General features: G+C 72.9%; 11 protein-coding genes. 7 read left to right on the forward strand and 4 right to left on the reverse strand.

The window, feature by feature from the left end; translation table 11 throughout:
• The first annotated feature begins 109 nt into the window (after window positions 1–109).
• On the forward strand, window positions 110–2,956 hold the full coding sequence (locus tag NV263_RS05600) for a translation initiation factor IF-2 N-terminal domain-containing protein (RefSeq protein WP_263251480.1): 2,847 nt from the start codon (window positions 110–112) through the stop codon (window positions 2,954–2,956).
• 63 nt (window positions 2,957–3,019) lie between these two features.
• On the opposite strand, the gene NV263_RS05605 is transcribed toward NV263_RS05600, so the two are convergent.
• From NV263_RS05605 to NV263_RS05615, 3 genes are read right to left on the reverse strand one after another with little or no spacing between them, the layout of a single operon-like run.
• On the reverse strand, window positions 3,020–6,223 hold the full coding sequence (locus NV263_RS05605) for an arabinosyltransferase domain-containing protein (protein ID WP_263251481.1): 3,204 nt from the start codon (window positions 6,221–6,223) through the stop codon (window positions 3,020–3,022).
• A 58-nt stretch (window positions 6,224–6,281) separates the two neighbouring features.
• The gene (locus tag NV263_RS05610; protein ID WP_263251482.1) at window positions 6,282–7,220 is read right to left on the reverse strand and encodes a glycosyltransferase family 2 protein; all 939 of its coding nucleotides are present in this window, start codon (window positions 7,218–7,220) and stop codon (window positions 6,282–6,284) included.
• Window positions 7,217–8,917: a hypothetical protein gene (locus NV263_RS05615; protein WP_263251483.1), complete on the reverse strand. Its 1,701-nt coding sequence runs from the start codon at window positions 8,915–8,917 to the stop codon at window positions 7,217–7,219. The genes NV263_RS05610 and NV263_RS05615 overlap by 4 nt, the downstream gene beginning before the upstream one ends.
• Before the next feature lie 441 nt (window positions 8,918–9,358).
• Here NV263_RS05615 and rplU point away from each other — a divergent pair, with 441 nt between their 5' ends.
• The 4 genes from rplU to proB all read left to right on the forward strand — a co-directional run bounded on the left by rplU (window position 9,359) and on the right by proB (window position 12,689).
• On the forward strand, window positions 9,359–9,667 hold the full coding sequence (gene rplU, locus NV263_RS05620) for a 50S ribosomal protein L21 (protein ID WP_263251484.1): 309 nt from the start codon (window positions 9,359–9,361) through the stop codon (window positions 9,665–9,667).
• Window positions 9,668–9,681: 14 nt separating this feature from the next.
• Complete coding sequence (gene rpmA / locus NV263_RS05625; protein WP_263251485.1) at window positions 9,682–9,942, forward strand: 50S ribosomal protein L27; 261 nt, start codon at window positions 9,682–9,684, stop codon at window positions 9,940–9,942.
• A gap of 129 nt (window positions 9,943–10,071) precedes the next feature.
• Complete coding sequence (obgE, locus tag NV263_RS05630; protein WP_263254072.1) at window positions 10,072–11,571, forward strand: GTPase ObgE; 1,500 nt, start codon at window positions 10,072–10,074, stop codon at window positions 11,569–11,571.
• Window positions 11,568–12,689, forward strand: a complete 1,122-nt coding sequence (proB, locus tag NV263_RS05635) for a glutamate 5-kinase (RefSeq protein ID WP_263251486.1) — start codon at window positions 11,568–11,570, stop codon at window positions 12,687–12,689. The genes obgE and proB overlap by 4 nt, the downstream gene beginning before the upstream one ends.
• 6 nt (window positions 12,690–12,695) lie before the next feature.
• Here proB and NV263_RS05640 read toward each other — a convergent pair whose 3' ends face one another.
• Complete coding sequence (locus tag NV263_RS05640; RefSeq protein WP_263251487.1) at window positions 12,696–14,801, reverse strand: RecQ family ATP-dependent DNA helicase; 2,106 nt, start codon at window positions 14,799–14,801, stop codon at window positions 12,696–12,698.
• Window positions 14,802–14,917: 116 nt separating this feature from the next.
• On the opposite strand from NV263_RS05640, the gene NV263_RS05645 reads away from it, so the two are divergent.
• Window positions 14,918–16,231: a glutamate-5-semialdehyde dehydrogenase gene (locus NV263_RS05645; RefSeq protein ID WP_263251488.1), complete on the forward strand. Its 1,314-nt coding sequence runs from the start codon at window positions 14,918–14,920 to the stop codon at window positions 16,229–16,231.
• A 2-nt stretch (window positions 16,232–16,233) separates the two neighbouring features.
• Window positions 16,234–16,815 (forward strand): TetR/AcrR family transcriptional regulator, encoded by a 582-nt coding sequence (locus NV263_RS05650; protein WP_263251489.1) that lies wholly within the window; start codon window positions 16,234–16,236, stop codon window positions 16,813–16,815.
• The last annotated feature ends 237 nt before the right edge of the window (window positions 16,816–17,052 follow it).

A 17,052-nucleotide genomic window follows, 5' to 3' on the forward strand; every position in this document is an offset into this window, starting at 1 on the left:
GAGGGGAAACCGAACAGAATTGCCGTCGCCCGCGGGTGACGGAGACCGAGAACGCACATGCCTCTGTGCGGCCGCGTCCACCGGACGCGCCCGGGGGCGGAGGAGCTGGATGTTGAACACGGACACACCCGCTGGGAACGCCAGCGGGCAATCGCCCGCACCCACCCGCGAAGATCGGGGCACCATCGAGCTGCCCGCGAAGCTGCGGGTGCACGCCCTGGCGAAGCTGCTCGGGTCGAGCAGCCGCGAGATCATCAAGACGCTGGAGGAACTCGGCGAAGCGGTTCGCAGCGCGCAGTCGAACATCACGCGCGAGGTCGCGCTGCAGGTGGTGCGCACGCTGCACCCGGAGATGATCGAGGAGCAGCAGGAGGGGACCGGCGAGGCCGACGAGCCGCAGGCCCCGGAGCCGGCGGCGGCTGCGGAGCCCGCTGCGGCCCCGGCCGTGCCCGCCGCGGACTTCGCGTCCGCCGAGTCGGCCGAGTCGCAGGCCGCCGCTGGACTGGCCCCGGTGTTCGCCGCTCCGGAAGCCATGTTCCTGGCGCCCGAGACGCAGGAGGCGCGTCCGGCGCCGAAGCCGACCGAGCCCACCGAGGCTCCCCAGGAGGCAGAGGCCGCCGAGAGCGCCGGCACGTCCGAGGAGGACGAGTCGGAGTCGTCGTCGGGTCGCCGTCGCCGCCGCCGCGGTCGCCGCGGCCGCGGCCGGGGGCGCGGCGCCGAGTCCGAGCAGGCCGGTCAGGGCGGCGAAGAGCAGGACGCCGAGGCGTCCGAGGACAAGGCCGAGACCGCCGAAGAGACCAAGGCCGAGCAGGCCGAGTCGAGCGAGGAGCAGCAGGCCGGCGAGTCCGAGGGCGGGTCCGGTGGTGAGGGCAGCCGTCGCCGCCGCCGTCGGCGCCGTCGGAAGGGCTCGTCCGACGACGAGTCCGGAACGCGCGAGGACGACCCGCCGAACACCGTCGTGCACGTCCGCGAACCGGCCGAGACCAGGCAGGACAGCAGCGACGACGAGGTGCGCGCCGTCAAGGGCTCGACCCGGTTGGAGGCCAAGCGGCAGCGCCGCCGGGACGGCCGGGAGGCCGGTCGCCGCCGCGCCCCGGTGCTGTCCGAGTCCGAGTTCCTGGCCCGCCGCGAGTCCGTGGACCGGCGCATGGTCGTCCGGCAGAACGGCGAGCAGACCCAGATCGCGGTCCTGGAGGACAACGTCCTCGTCGAGAACTTCGTCACGTCCTCGGGCACCGGCTCGCTGGTCGGCAACGTCTACCTGGGCCGCGTGCAGAACGTGCTGCCCAGCATGGAGGCGGCGTTCGTCGACATCGGCCGGGGCCGCAACGCGGTGCTCTACGCCGGTGAGGTCGACTGGGACGCCGCGGGTCTGGCGGGCAAGGCGCGCCGCATCGAGCAGGCCCTGCAGACCGGCGACAGCGTCCTGGTCCAGGTCACCAAGGACCCGGTCGGGCACAAGGGCGCCCGGCTGACCACCCAGATCAGCCTGCCGGGGCGGTTCCTGGTGTACGTGCCCGGCGGCGGTGCGACCGGCATCAGCCGCAAGCTGCCGGACACCGAGCGCAAGCGGCTCAAGGACATCCTCAAGCGGATCGTGCCGGACAACGCCGGGGTGATCATCCGGACCGCTTCCGAGGGCACCAGCGAGGAGGCGCTGGACCGGGACGTCCGCCGCCTCCAGGCCCAGTGGGAGGTCATCAAGGAGAAGTCCGAGGCGCAGGGCGCGCAGGCCCCGCAGCTGCTCTACGAGGAGCCGGACCTGCTGATCAAGGTCGTCCGCGACCTGTTCACCGAGGACTTCTCGTCGCTGACCGTCCAGGGCAACGAGGCGTGGGACACCATCGAGGCGTACGTCAAGCACGTCGCCCCGGACCTGGTGCCCCGCCTGCACAAGCACGTCGGCAAGAACGACGTGTTCACCGAGCAGCGGATCAACGAGCAGATCTCCAAGGCGCTGGACCGCAAGGTCTGGCTGCCCTCCGGCGGCTACCTGGTGCTCGACCGCACCGAGGCGATGACCGTCATCGACGTCAACACCGGCAAGTTCACCGGTTCGGGCGGGAACCTTGAGGAGACCGTCACCCGGAACAACCTGGAGGCGGCCGAGGAGATCGTCCGGCAGCTCCGGTTGCGCGACATCGGCGGCATCATCGTGATCGACTTCATCGACATGGTGCTGGAGTCCAACCGCGACCTGGTGCTGCGGCGGCTGACCGAGTGCCTGGGCCGCGACCGCACCCGGCACCAGGTCGCCGAGGTCACGTCGCTGGGCCTGGTCCAGATGACCCGCAAGCGCGTCGGCACCGGTCTGCTGGAGGCCTACAGCAGCACCTGCGAGCACTGCCGGGGTCGCGGTCTGATCGTGTCCACCGACCCGGTCACCCACCACAACGGCGGCGGGAACGGCAACGGCAACGGCTCGCGCCGCAACCGCCACCGGGGCAAGCACCAGGAGGCACCCGCCGAGCCCGCTGCCCAGCAGGAGCAGCAGAAGGAAAGCGGTCAGCAGGACAAGGAATCCGCCAAGTCCGAGCAGCGGAAGGAGCCCGCGAAGGCCGAGCGGCGCGAGTCCGCCAAGGCCGGGCAGCGGGAGGAACCCGCCAAGGTCGAGCCGAAGCCGGAGCCGGTGGCCGAGCCCGCACCGGCCGCGGCTGCCCAGCAGGCCGAGGCACCCGAGCCGGTGGAAGCCGAGCAGGCCCCGGCCGAGGAACCGCAGGCCACCAAGCCCGCCGCCAACGGTCGCGCACGGCGGCGGGCCAGCCGCCCCAGCGGCAGCGCGGGATCGCCGGTGACGCCGCTGGTGCTGTCGAAGTCGGCGCAGCCGGTGGAGTCGAGCACCGACAACGGCGCCGCGGTGCCGCCACCTCCGGTGCAGCCGGTGCGCCGCAGCCGCCGGGCCGTCTCGCGGCCGGCCGGGCCGCCGGTGGAGGACGCGACGCCCGCCGACAGCTGATCTGCGAGTGAGCGGCCGACCCGTGGAGCACGGGTCGGCCGCTTCGCGTCGGGGGCGGGTCGCTCAGCGCTGTCCCGCGGAGTTCGGGACGTCGCTGCGGTCGTCCGAGCGGGGGACGTCGCCGGGCAGGTCGAGGGACGGTTCGAGCGGCCCCGGGGTCCACGTGCCCCAGTGCGTCTCGGTGTGCAGGTCCAGGGCGGCCGAGGCGGGCAGGGCGGCCGGGTCGAACGGATCCACCTCGTAGAACGAACCCCAGTCGCGTTGCGGATCGCCCCGGACGTACGTCGGCAGGACCCGCACGCTCGACGTGACGTTGAGCCAGCCGAACGGCCCCCCGACGTCCGGTGCCGACCAGCCCTGCCCGATGTCGCGCACCTCCGCGCCCGCCGAGATCCGGTACCTGGGCATCTCGGCGATGCCGTGGTGCAGACCGGAGATCCGCAGGCACGGGTGCACCAGACCGGCGGGCCACTCCACGAACGCGGGGGAGTCGCCGACGACGTCGGTCATCGTCGTCAGCCGCGGCGCGCGCGGTGCGGTCAGGGCGAGCCAGCCTTCGTGGCCGAGGGCGTGGTCGACGGCGACGACCCGCATCTTCGTCGCGCCCCGGGCCTCGCTGCCGAGGGCGTAGCGGTGGTCCCGCCAGCCGGGCGGCGGTCCCTGCAACACCGTGTAGTGGCCGGTGATCCGAAATCCCTGCTCGGTGTCCCGGCCGAACTCGAACACCACGGAGTTGGCGCCGGTCTCGGCGCCGGCCAGCGACAGCACCAGCGGCACCTGACCGGTGCGGGCCCGCTCGGGCAGGTCGTACCACGGCGTGCGCAGCTCGCCGGTGCCGAGACCGGCGGCGTCGTAGCTGCCCCAGACCGGGGCGTCCGGGCCGCCGAACCGGTGCGGTGGTTTCCAGTCCGGTTCCTCGGGCGCGACGTGGCTGGTCGGCGGGACCCCGGGGTCGGCGAACCCGTCCTGCTTGGCGGCCAGGTACTGGGCCGGGGTCTCCTTGCCCGCCAGGCGCTGCGGCACGTGGAGGTCCGGCGCCGCCGCGGCCGGCTGCTGCGGCGAGACCGGCAGCACCCCGGCGCGCGGATCGGTTTCCACCTGGACGTAGTCGGACAGCCCGCAGCTGGACCCGACGAGCTGCCGGACGTTGTCGGCGCCGAGGCTGTAGCTCGTGCGCTGGTGGTGGATCGCCTTGCCGAACGCGGCGAGTTCACCGAGCACGATCAGCGCGCACAACACCGACAGCGGTGCCGTGCCCAGGCGCAGCGCACGGCTCCGCTTCTCCGGGTGGTCCCAGCGCTCGTCGACGACCCGGGGGTTGTGCTCGTCGACGCGCAGGTGCTCGACCAGGGCGACGATCACGGCGATCCCGGCGAACACCAGGAACAGCGTGCTCGCGTTGTGGCCGTGGTACGACGGCGGCTTGTCGAACCACGGCACGCCCCAGCCGGACACGTACCACCACGCGTTCGGCCCGGTGCTCGCGAACGCGAGGATGACCATCAGCCCGGCGACGAACGCCGCCCGGTTGCGCCGGGACCGCAGCACGGTGCTGCTGGTCGCCAACGCGGTCAGCGCCGCCAGCGCGCCGCCGAACGCGGCGAAGATCCCGAAGTGGTGGGTGTGCTTGGTGGGAGTCAGGGCCAGCACGACGAACGACAGCGCGGTCACCGCGAGCAGCCGTCGGCTCGGCCCGAGCGCGGCACCGCGGATCCGCCCGCGCCGCAGCAGCACCACCGCGCACGTCACCAGGCACAAGATCACCAGCAGCACCGGGAAACGGCGGGTCAGCGAGCCGTCCGGGCTGGGGCTGAACAGCAGGCTGTAGCGGCTGAGCTCCTCGTACCAGTGGGCGTTGGGGCCGAAGGTGGTCTTCAGCTCCATGGCGTCCAGCACCGAGCGCCAGGTCTGGTCGGCGTAGACCAGCGTGAGGATCACGAAACCCGAGGCCGAGAACGGCGCCAGGACCGGCAGCCACCCGAACTCCCGCGCCCGCTTGCGCACGAGCCTGAACAGCGGTTTCAGCGCCGCGATGTACGGCAGCACGGCGACCAGGCCGTGCGGGTTGACGCCCACCGACAGCGCGGCCCCCACCAGCCCGAGCGCGGCGGGCACGAGCCGTCCGGTGGCCACCGCGCGCTCCACCGCGCACATCGCCAGCAGCGAGAACAGCACCACCACCGGTTCGGCCCGGATGCCGTTGTCGTAGGGCAACCAGAACGCGAGGAACACCGCGGCGGCGGCCCAGCCCGCGGCGCCGCTGCGGCGCACCTGCTGGCCGAGCCGGGGCAGCACCTCGCGGCTGATCAACAGCCAGCTCACCAGGCCCATCAGCAACGCGGGCAGCCGGACCCACGGCGTGGCGGTGGAGACCTGCACCCACAGCGAGTACGGCTCGTAGAACCACCCGAACGGGGACTCCGGGTTGGCGAACCAGCGGTAGTAGTTGGTGACGTACCCGGCCGACTCCCGCGAGCGCAGCATGCTCAGCACGTAGCCGTCGTCGGAGGTCATGGCACCGACCAGCCACCACACGACCAGCGTCGCGCCGACCGCGGCGTCCCGGGGCGTCGGCTTCCACCAGCCCGCGGGCGCCAGCCGCGGCGGTCGTCGACCGGCCTGCACGTCCAACCGCCGCAGGCACACCACCGACCCGGCGAAGGCCGCGACCGCCAGCCCGATCACCACCAGCTTCAGCACGGTCGCGTGGCTGCTGAACCGGTCGTCGACGCGGGCCTGCAAGGCCAGCCCGCGCACGTCGTCGCGCCCGCCGTCCAGGTCGGAGTAGACCCCGGTGAGCTGCGGGCGCTGGTCACCGGTCAGCTTCACCCACGGCTTGCCGTCGACGGTGGCCACCGTGCCGGACGCGTCGGAACGCACCGCGAGCGCGCAGTTCCCGGTGGTCAGCGCGGTCGTGCCCGCCTGCTGCCCGCGGGACAGCAGCGCCACCTGGCCCCGGTCGACCTGCAGGACCAGGCCGGTCAGCTTGCCGTAGTCCGATGACGGCGGGTTGGTGCTCAGCAGGGTCCCGGGCCCGGTCGTGCGCGAGTCCAGGCTCCGCACCGCGGCGCACGGCACCCGCGCGTCGAGCCACACCGGTGAGTAGGCGACCAGGGGCGCGGACACCGCCCGGGTGCCCTGCGCGGTCGGCCACCGGAGCGTGGCGACGTCGTGGTCCACCGGCAGGAACGGCACCAGCAGTGCCAGCACCGTTCCGGCCAGTCCGAACACCGAAGCGAACAGTCGTAGTTTCGTCGCCGGCTGCACGCAGCTGACGATACGGCGCGGTGATCCTCAGTAGTCACTCGCACCCCCAGCGTCACCGTCATCCGGTGGTGTCGGATACCAGGATGGTCACGTCCGCGTCGCGCCCGGTGCGGTGCAGGACCAGTTCGGCGAGCAGGCCCAGCGACACCATCTGCACCGCGAAGATCTCCAGCAGGATGCCCAGCGTCAGCAGCGGTCGGGTGCCGATCGACTCCGGCGTGAACAGCCACACGCCGGTCAGGTACAGCAGGATCAGCGTGCCGATCGTGCCCGCGAGCAGGCCCAGGCCGCCGAACAGGTGGGCCGGGCGCCGTCCGTAGCGGGTGAGGGCCACGACCGTGAGCAGGTCCAGCGCGCCGCGCGCGTAGCGCTCCAGGCCGTAGTGCGACCTGCCGTGCACGCGGGCGCGGTGGTGGACGGGCAGTTCGCGGACGCGGTAACCGAGCCGGTGCGCCAGCGCCGGGATGTAGCGGTGCAGCTCCCCGTAGAGCGGAACCCGCCGGTACACCTCGGTGCGGGCGGCCTTGAGCCCGCAGTTGTGGTCGGACAGCCGCAACCCGGTGATCAACCCGGTGACCCAGTTGAACACCTTCGACGGCAGGCGCTTGCCGAGCGGATCCCTGCGCTCGGCCTTGTGCCCGCTGACCAGGTCGGCACCGGCGTCGAGCTCGGCCAGCAGCCGGGGGATCTCCGCCGGGTCGTCTTGCAGGTCGGCGTCCAGCGTGACCAGCAACCGACCGCGCACCTCGGCGACCCCGGCGGCGAGCGCCGCGGCCTTGCCGAAGTTGCGGCGCAGCCGGATGCCCCGGATCCGCGGGTCGGCGGCGGCGTGTTCGCCGATCACCCGCCAGCTGTCGTCGGTGCTGCCGTCGTCGACGACCACCAGCTCCCACGAACGGCCCGCCATGGCCTCGCGGATCTCGGCGAACAGCCGGGGCAGGCTCTCGCTCTCGTTCTTCGCCGGGGCGAGCAGCGACACCTCGATCTCGTCGGTCATGACGCGACCTGCGGGTTCTCGGTGAGCGGCCGGATCCACCAGCCGTCGGGGAACCGGAAGGCGACCCGCAGCGGCCCGGTGTTCCCGGCGGGTGCCACGGCCTGGAAGCCCAGGCCGATCTCGATGCCCGGGGTCTGCGCTTCGGCGTCCGCGCGGGGGAGGTCGATGACGCCACCGCCGACGACGGTCCCGCCGGCGTCGAGCACGGCCGCGCACCGGGCGCGTTCGATGCCGGAGATCGCCCAGCCCCCGAGCATCCGGGCCCCGCCGCGCACCTGGTCGGTCTCGACGTTGAGCAGCACGTCCCGCCCATCCGGGCGCGGTTCCCGGTAGCTGCCCAGGCTCGGCACCCGCCAGGTCGCGGTGTTCACCCGGGAGCCGATCTCGACGCCGTCGCCGCAGCCGAGGGTGAACTCGGGGGAGAACGGGTAGTGCCCCAGGGCCCGCAGCCGCGGCAGGAGCCGGTCCGGTGCCGGGAACCGGTCGGCGAACGCGTCCGGGTGCCCGATGCGCGCGGCGACCGCCAACAGCTGCTGGTTCGGCGCGTCGTCGCGCACGCCCTGCGCCATCGGGGCGCCGAGCGCGACCGTGGCCACGACGGTGCCCGCCACCGCGGCGGTCCGGATCCCGGGGCGGCGTGGCCACGCGACGACGATCACCAGCACGGCGATCCACAGCGCGGCGGTCATGCTGTTGTAGCGGCTCTGCAAGCCCGCGGTCTCGCCGAACGCCGCGCGAGAACCCGAGATCATCACCGCGCACCCGACGGCGTACACCGCCAGCGCCCACCACGCCGCGCTCGCCCGCCGCTGCTCCCGGTCGAGGCGCGCGTGCAGCGCGAGCACCGCGATCCCGGCCACGCCCGCGAGCAGGGCGGCGGTCGGCTGGGTGCCCGTCCAGATCATGCCGAGCATGCTCAGCCCGGCGAGCATCGCCTGCGCCGGGTCGTCGGTCGGTGAACTGCCGCCGCCGCCCTGCGGTCCGCGCAGCACGAGCCACGCGGCCACCACGACGACCCCGATCACCACCGGCGCGACGACCCAGCGCCGCCGTTCCCCGCGCAGCCGCGCCAGGACGGCCAGCGCGGGCCACACCGCGAACGACGTGCCGTAGCTGATCGACGCGAGGAGCCCGGCGCCGACCGCGGTGAACCGGTGCTCGCGCTGCATCGCGGCCAGCGCGGTGAGCACCAGCAGCATCGCGAGGATCCAGGACGCGCCGCTCATCGAGCGCACGTAGTTGTGGATGCCGTGCGGGTTGAACACCAGCGTCGAGGTGGCGGTCACGAGCCCGGCCCGCTGCCACCGGTTCAGGTGCGCGGGCAGCATCGCCCGGACCAGCAGCACGCAGCCGACGCCGAACGCGATGATCAGCAGGCCCAGCGGCTGGTTGAGCCCGTGCCCGAAGCGGGCGCTGAGCCAGAACAGCAGGCTCGGCAGGACGAACGGGTGCTCGTTGCGGAAGCCGAACAACGCCCACGGGCGCAACGACCCGTCGTCGTGGGTGATGTCCAGCAGCACCCACCAGTAGTCGTAGAAGTGCAGCTGCGGCGAGCGCAGCACTTCCCGGAGCATCATCAACGGCGGCACGGCCGCTGCCAGGCCGAGCAGCACGGGACCGAACCGGCGCGCGGCGCCGAAGCGGGTTTCGGTGGTGGTGCGCTCGTCCCGGCCGGTCTCGGAGGCGATCTCTGTCACGCTGCGTTCCCCAGTTCCCAGTCGAGCGATGATCCACGTTAGCAAGCCGGGACCTGCGAATCCGCGTCGATGAACGTTCCGGGAGGGGGTGCCGGCCGAGTCCGGGAAGCGGCGGCGTAACCTGGTGCGGCCCGCCTGGAGCGGGCCTTCTTTCCCGCGCGGCGCACGCGTCGCGGATCCGGATCGCTCGCCGAGAAGCCCCGGTCGTCGGGGCGGGCCGGGGTGGTCTGTATGATGGGTGAGAACTTCTCGCCGCCGGACGGGCGGAGAGGCTAAACGCCTGTTGAGGCGGCGAGGTGCCCCCGGGGCTCGGCTGTCGAGACAGGAACCCACCGAGACGCTGCACCAGCGGCGTGGTAGGAATCCCCGGTCCTCCCGGGGTGGGCGTCCGCCGCAGACCTGGTGAAGTAGCGAAACCGAGCAGCAGGAGACTTCCGACTCATGTACGCGATCGTCAAGACCGGCGGCAAGCAGTACAAGGTGGCTGTCGGGGACGTCGTCGAGGTCGAGAAGCTCGATGGCGAGCTGGGCTCCGAGGTCACGTTCCCGGCGCTTCTGGTCGTCGACGGCTCCGAGGTCACGACCGACGCTGACGCGCTGGCCAAGGTGTCCGTGACCGGCAAGCTGGTCGAGCAGACCAAGGGCCCCAAGATCCGCATCCACAAGTTCAAGAACAAGACCGGCTACCACAAGCGCCAGGGTCACCGCCAGAAGCTGACCCGCGTCGAGGTCACCGGCATCAACAAGTGAGGACCTGAGTAGTCATGGCACACAAGAAGGGCGCATCCAGCTCTCGGAACGGCCGCGACTCGAACCCGAAATACCTCGGGGTGAAGCGCTACGGCGGCCAGGTCGTCAAGGCCGGTGAGATCCTCATCCGGCAGCGGGGCACCAAGTTCCACCCCGGTCTCAACGTCGGGCGTGGCGGCGACGACACCCTGTTCGCGCTGACCGCAGGCACTGTCGAGTTCGGCAGCTACCGCGGCCGCAAGCGGGCCGTCAGCATCGTCCCGGCCGAGGCCTGACCCGGCTCTCGGCTGCGAAACATCTCCCGACGAGGGGCGGGTCCGGCACAGTCCGGCCCGCCCCTCGTCGTTTGTTTCCCGGGCCCTCGTGGCCGCGCTCGTACCGAAGTCGAGTAGATCCGATCTTTCCTGGAGGCATTCGTGTCGCGGTTCGTCGACCGCGTGACCATCCACGTCGCGGCAGGCGACGGCGGTAACGGCTGCGCCTCGGTGCACCGGGAGAAGTTCAAGCCGCTGGGCGGTCCGGACGGCGGCAACGGTGGCCGGGGCGGGGACGTGCGGCTGGTCGTCGACCCGGGTGTGCACACGCTGCTGGACTTCCACTACCGACCGAACGCCCGTGCGTCCAACGGCAAGCCCGGGCGGGGCAGCCTGCGCAACGGTGCGATCGGTGAGGACCTGGAACTGGCCGTGCCGGAGGGCACCGTGGTGCTCACCCCGGACGGCGAGGTGTTGGCCGACCTGGTCGGCGCGGGCACCACGTTCGTCGCCGCGCACGGCGGCCGGGGCGGTCTGGGCAACGCGGCGCTGGCGTCGAAGGCCCGCAAAGCGCCCGGTTTCGCACTGCTCGGTGAGCCGGGCGACGAACTGGACCTGGTCCTGGAGCTGAAGTCGGTGGCCGACGTGGGGCTGCTCGGTTTCCCGTCCGCGGGCAAGTCGTCGCTGATCTCCGTGCTCTCGGCGGCACGTCCGAAGATCGCCGACTACCCGTTCACCACGCTGGCGCCGAACCTGGGCGTGGTCACCGCGGGCGAGACCGTGTTCACCGTCGCCGACGTGCCGGGGCTCATCCCGGGCGCCAGCGAGGGGCGCGGGCTGGGGTTGGACTTCCTGCGGCACATCGAGCGCTGCGCGGTGCTGGTGCACGTCGTGGACTGCGCCACGCTGGAACCCGGCCGCGACCCGCTGTCCGATGTGGACGCGCTGGAGGCGGAACTCGCGCAGTACACACCCGCGTTGCAGGCCGAGCACGGTGGGCCGGACCTGGCCTCGCGACCGCGGCTGGTGGTGCTGAACAAGGTGGACGTGCCGGAGGCGCGCGAGCTGGCCGATCTGGTCCGCCCCGATCTCCAGGAGCGCGGCTGGCCGGTGTTCGAGGTCTCCACGGCCTCCCGGGAGGGACTGCGGGAGCTCGGCTACGCCATGGCCGCCGAGGTGGAGCGCTACCGCGCGCAGCTGCCGCCGCCGGAACCGGCGCGCGTCGTGGTCCGGCCGACCGCGGTCGACGACGGAGGTTTCACCGTCGAGCCGGATCCGCAGGTCGAGGACGCCTTCGTGGTGCGCGGCGAGAAGCCGGAGCGCTGGGTCCGGCAGACCAACTTCGACAACGACGAGGCCGTCGGCTTCCTGGCCGACCGGCTGGCCAAGCTCGGTGTCGAGGAGGAGCTGGCCAAGCAGGGGGCGCAGCCGGGCAGCCAGGTCACCATCGGCAGCATGACCTTCGACTGGGAGCCGTCCACCCCGGCCGGGGTCGCGGCCGTGATGGGGCGCCGCGGCACGGACATGCGGTTGGAGCACAACGACCGGACATCGGCGTCCGACCGCAAGGCGGCGCGGCGGGCCCGTCGCACCTCGTTGGACGAGCAGGGCGGTTACGTCGAGGAGGTCGACGAGGAGGACGAGGAGTGAGCGGCGAGGCGTCCACGACGCGCAAGGCCGTCGCGGCGGCGCAGCGGATCGTGGTCAAGGTCGGGTCGTCGTCGCTGACCACCGCCTCGGGCGGGCTCGACCAGGACCGCCTCGACGCGCTCGTCGACACGGTGTCTCGGCGCGTCGTAGACGGTGGGCAGGTCGTCCTGGTGTCCTCGGGTGCGATCGCCGCGGGGATCGCGCCACTGGGGTTGCGGCGGCGTCCCCGGGACCTCGCCAGCCAGCAGGCCGCGGCCAGCGTCGGCCAGCAGGCGTTGGCGCACGCCTACGCCGAGTCGTTCTCCCGCCACGACCTGATCGTCGGCCAGGTCCTGCTCACCGCCGACGACGTGGTGCGGCGCGGGCACTACCGCAACGCGCAGCGCACCCTGGACCGGCTGCTGGGGCTCGGCGCGGTCCCGGTGGTCAACGAGAACGACACGGTCGCCACGCACGAGATCCGGTTCGGCGACAACGACCGCCTCGCCGCGCTCGTCTCCCACCTGGTCGGCGCCGACGCGCTCGTCCTGCTGTCCGATGTGGACGCCCTGTACGACGGGGACCCGCGCCGCGGCGGGGCGTCGGCGATCCGCGAGGTCAACGGCGAGGAGGACATGGTCGGCGTGCGGGCGGGCAGCGCCGGTGCCTCCGGGCTCGGCACCGGCGGGATGGCCTCGAAGGTCGAGGCCGCGCGCGTCGCCTGCACCTCGGGGATCCCGGTGCTGCTGACCTCGGCCGCGCTCGCGGACCGCGCGCTCGGCCCGGCCGACGTGGGCACCGCCTTCGCCGCCACCGGCAGCCGGTTGTCGGCCCGCCGGTTCTGGCTGGCGCACGCGGCGGGCGCCAGCGGTCGGCTGTGGCTGGACGACGGGGCGGTCACGGCTGTGGTCCGGCGCCGCCGGTCGCTGCTGGCCGCCGGGATCACCGCGGTGGAAGGGGCCTTCGACGGCGGTGACGTGGTCGAGCTCGTGGCGCCTTCCGGCGAGGTGGTCGCCCGGGGAGTGGTGGCCTACGACGCGGGCGAACTGCCGCAGCTCATCGGGCGGTCGAGCCACGAGCTCCCGCCCGAGCAGCGCCGCGAGGTCGTCCACGCCGACGACCTGGTGCCGTTGCGCTGACGCCGCTCAGCCCGTCACGGCCAGCGTGAACGGCAGCACCGCAGGCGCACCGGCTCGGCGCAGCTGCCGGGTCGCGATCGCCAGCGTCCACCCGGTGTCGGAGTAGTCGTCCACCAGCAGCACCGGTCCGTCCAGTGCGGACAGCCGGGTGGCCAGGTCGTCGGTGACCCGGAACTGCCGCCACAGCGCGGCGACCCGCTGCGCGCTGTTCGTCGCGCGGCGCGGCGCGGTGTCCGGGTTCGTCGCGATCTCCCCGAGCAGCGGGAGCCGTCCGATCGAGGCGAGCCGCGACGCCAGCCCGCGCACCAGGCGCGGGCGGGTGCGGGAGCCGAGCGCCACGACTCCGACCGGCCGCTGCGCCCAGTCCCACGCGGCCAGCACCTGCACGGTCGCCTGGAAGAGGTCCTCCGGTGGTTCCTGGTCCGGGCTTCCGGCGGCGAACAGCTCGCGGAGCCGGTTGCCCCACCCGATGTCGGTCAGGCGGCCGACCGCCCGCCCCGGCTCGGCCTGCTCGGCCGCGGGCAGCTTCCCGGACACCTCGATGCCGAGCGCGGCCATGCCGCTGGGCCACATCCGGCGGGCGGACAGCTCGACGCCCGGGCGGCGCAGGCGCTCCTCGGCCTCCTGCACGGCCTGCTCGTCGACGTCGGCCGAGTGGTGCCGACCCGTGCAGTTGTCGCAGCGCCCGCAGGGCTCGGCGTGCGGATCGTCGAGGCGTCGGCGCAGGAACTCCATGCGGCAGCCGGAGGTTTCCAGGTAGTCCACCATCGCCTGCTGCTCGTTGCGGCGTTCCGCCGCGATCCGCTCGTAGCGCTCGGCGTCGTAGTGCCACGGTTGGCCGGTCGCCTCCCAGCCGCCCTTGACGCGCCGCACCGCTCCGTCCACGTCGAGCACCTTCAGCACCATCTCCAGGCGGGTGCGCCCCAGTTCGACGTGCGGTTCCAGCGCCGCGGTGGACATCCGGCCCTCGCGGGCCAGCACGTCGAGGATCGCGCGGACGGTCGGTTCGGGCGGGAAGGCCAGCGACGCGAAGTAGCTCCAGATGTCGCGGTCCTCCGGACCGGGGAGCAGCAGCACGTCGGCCCGTCGCACGCCGCGTCCCGCTCGGCCGATCTGCTGGTAGTAGGCGATCGGGGAGGAGGGGGCGCCCAGGTGCACCACGAATCCGAGGTCCGGCTTGTCGAAGCCCATGCCCAGCGCCGAGGTCGCCACCAGTGCTTTGACCCGGTTCGCCAGCAGGTCCTCCTCGGCCCGCCGGCGTTCCGCGGGATCGGTGCGCCCGGAGTAGGCGGCGACCTCGTAGCCCCGGTCGCGCAGGTACGCCGCGACCTCCTCGGTGGCCGCCACGGTGAGCGTGTAGATGATCCCCGATCCGGGCAGGTCGGCCAGGTGACCGGCCAACCAGGCCAGTCGGGCCTGCGCGGTCGGCAGCCGCAGCACCCCCAACCGCAGTGATTCCCGGTCGAGGCTGCCGCGCAGCACCAGAGTCCCCTCGGCGCCCACGCCGAGCTGGTCGGCGACGTCCTGCACGACCCGGTCGTTGGCGGTCGCGGTCGTCGCCAGCACCGGCACGCCCTCGGGCAGCTCGGCCAGCAGCGTCCGGAGCCGCCGGTAGTCCGGGCGGAAGTCGTGACCCCAGTCGGAGATGCAGTGCGCCTCGTCGACGACGAGCAGCCCCGCGTGCTGCGTCAGCTCCGGCAGCACGCTGTCGCGGAAGTCCGGGTTGTTCAGCCGTTCCGGGCTGACCAGCAGGACGTCGACCTCCCCGGCCGCCACCTGCTCCTCGATCCGGGACCACTCCTCCGGGTTGGCCGAGTTGATCGTCGCGGCGTGCACCTCGGCCGCTGCGGCGGCCTCCACCTGGTTGCGCATCAGGGCCAGCAGCGGCGAGACGATCACGGTCGGTCCCTCGCCCAGTTCGCGCAGCAGCGCGGTCGCGACGAAGTACACCGCGGACTTGCCCCAACCGGTGCGTTGCACCACCAGCGCGCGCCGTCGCTCCAGGACGAGCGCGCGGATCGCGTGCCACTGGTCGTCGCGCAGAGCGGCCTCGGGGCCGGCCAGCGCGCGGAGTCGTTCCTCGGCGAGTTCCCGCAGGGCGTGTTCGTCCACGCCCCGATTCCTACCGGACATGCCCGGGAGATCTCCTCCGGGGGAACGCTGACTGCCTGCGCCGACGCGGACACGTCCGGTGCGGTCGGCGTTGCGGCACGGACTAGTCTGGGCGGGTGACCACGACGACTGAGGCTTCCACGACCAGCGCCGAGGGCGTCGGCGACGAGCTGCGCGAGCAGGTCCGCGACGCCGCGCGCCGCGCGAAGCGCGCCGCCGCCGAGCTCGCCCAGGCCACCCGCGCGACCAAGGACGCGGTGCTGAACGCGATGGCCGACGCGCTGGTGCGGCGGACTCCGGAGATCCTCGCCGCCAACGAACTCGACGTCGCCGAGGGCCGTGCCGCCGGGATGCCGGACAGCCTGGTCGACCGGCTCAGCCTCGACCCGAACCGGATCGCCGCGATGGCCTCCGGGCTGCGCACCGTCGCCGGGCTGCCCGACCCGGTCGGCGAGGTGGTGCGCGGCAACGTGCTGCCCAACGGGCTCCAGTTGCAGCAGGTCCGGGTTCCGCTCGGCGTGGTCGGCATCGTCTACGAGGGACGTCCGAACGTCACGGTGGACGCCGCCGGGCTGACGCTCAAAGCGGGCAACGCCGTCCTGCTGCGGGGATCGTCGTCGGCGGAGAACTCCAACACCGCGCTCGTGTCGGTGCTCGCCGACGTGGTCCGCGAGCACGGGTTGCCGGACGACTCCGTGCAACTGCTGCCGTGCCGCGACCGGGCGTCGGTGCAGCACCTGATCACCGCGCGCGGACTGGTCGACGTGGTGATCCCGCGCGGCGGTGCCGGTCTGATCTCGGCCGTGGTCGAGCAGGCCACCGTTCCGGCGATCGAGACGGGCGTGGGCAACTGCCACGTCTACGTCGACGCGAGCGCGGACGTCGACACCGCGCTGCGGCTGCTGCTCAACTCCAAGGCGCGCCGTCCCAGCGTGTGCAACGCGGCGGAGGGCCTGCTGGTCCACGAGGACATCGCCGACGAGTTCGTGCCGCGCGCGCTGGCCGAGCTGGGCGCCGCCGGCGTGACCGTGCACGGCGACGAGCGGATCGTCGCTTACGGCGGGTCGAACGTCGTGGCCGCCACCGAGGAGGACTGGGACACCGAGTACCTGGCGCTGGACATCGCTGCGGCGGTGGTGGACTCGCTGGGCGACGCCGTCGAGCACATCCGCGCGCACGGTTCCGGGCACACCGAGGCCATCGTGACCAGCGACGTCCGCGCGGCCCGGCAGTTCACCGCGCAGGTCGACGCGGCCGCGGTCATGGTCAACGCGTCGACCGCGTTCACCGACGGCGGCGAGTTCGGGATGGGCGCCGAGATCGGCATCTCCACCCAGAAGCTGCACGCCCGCGGGCCGATGGGACTTCCCGAGCTGACGTCGACGAAGTGGCTGGCCTTCGGCGACGGGCACGTTCGCCCGGGGAGCTGAGCTTGACGCAGTCGCGCCGCAAACGGGACTCGGCGGCCACCAAGGACGCGTTGCTGCAGGCCGCGGCGGAACTGTTCGCCGAGCGCGGCTTCAACGCGACGACCGTGCGCGACGTGGCGACCCGCGCCGGCGCGAACCAGGCCCTGCTGTTCCGCTACTTCGGCTCCAAGCAGGAGCTGTTCGCGGCGGTGCTCAACCACAACAGCACGCGCTTCCTCGGCGAGTCCACCGCTGAGCAGCTGCCCCGGCGGTTGCTCGGCAGCCTGCTGTCGACGGAGGGGCGCAGCGGCGACGAGCACCCGATCGCGGCGATGTTGCGCTCGTACGGCGATGAACGCGCGGCGGAGCTGCTGCGCGACGAACTGGGCGGTCGCTACACGGCGCGGCTGGCGGAGCTGAGCGATGCCGAGGACGCCGAACTGCGCGCCGACCTGGTGCTCGCTTGGCTGTTCGGCCTGGGCATGGTCCGGTCGGTGCTGGGCAAGGAACCGCTGGCCGACGCCGACCCGGACGTGGTGGCCTCCCACGTGCTCCGCGCGGTCTCCGTCCTGCTGGAGCGGACGGAGTCCGCGGGCGGCGAGTGATCCGCTCTCCGTCGCGGTGCGCCTTCGCACGGGGTGGTGGTCGGGAGACGGTGTGGTGGCTGTGGCGCGAAGCGTCTCCATGTGGGGTGGTGGTCGGGAGACGGTTCGGTGGCTGTGGCGCGAAGCGTCTCCATGTGGGGTGGTGGTCGGGAGACGGTTCGGTGGCTGTGGCGCGAAGCGTCTCCATGTGGGGTGGTGGTCGGGAGACGGGCGGGCGTACCGTAAAAGATGTAAGCG

This window comes from Saccharopolyspora rosea, from assembly GCF_025643595.1.
Lineage (GTDB): Bacteria > Actinomycetota > Actinomycetes > Mycobacteriales > Pseudonocardiaceae > Saccharopolyspora > Saccharopolyspora rosea.

What these genes read in the sequence shown, in the direction of transcription:
- rplU (WP_263251484.1), top strand. Translation starts at nt 9,359, where the DNA reads ATGTACGCGATCGTCAAGACCGGCGGCAAGCAGTACAAGGTGGCTGTC.
- NV263_RS05610 (WP_263251482.1), bottom strand. Translation starts at nt 7,220, where the DNA reads ATGACCGACGAGATCGAGGTGTCGCTGCTCGCCCCGGCGAAGAACGAG.
- NV263_RS05600 (WP_263251480.1), top strand. Translation starts at nt 110, where the DNA reads ATGTTGAACACGGACACACCCGCTGGGAACGCCAGCGGGCAATCGCCC.
- rpmA (WP_263251485.1), top strand. Translation starts at nt 9,682, where the DNA reads ATGGCACACAAGAAGGGCGCATCCAGCTCTCGGAACGGCCGCGACTCG.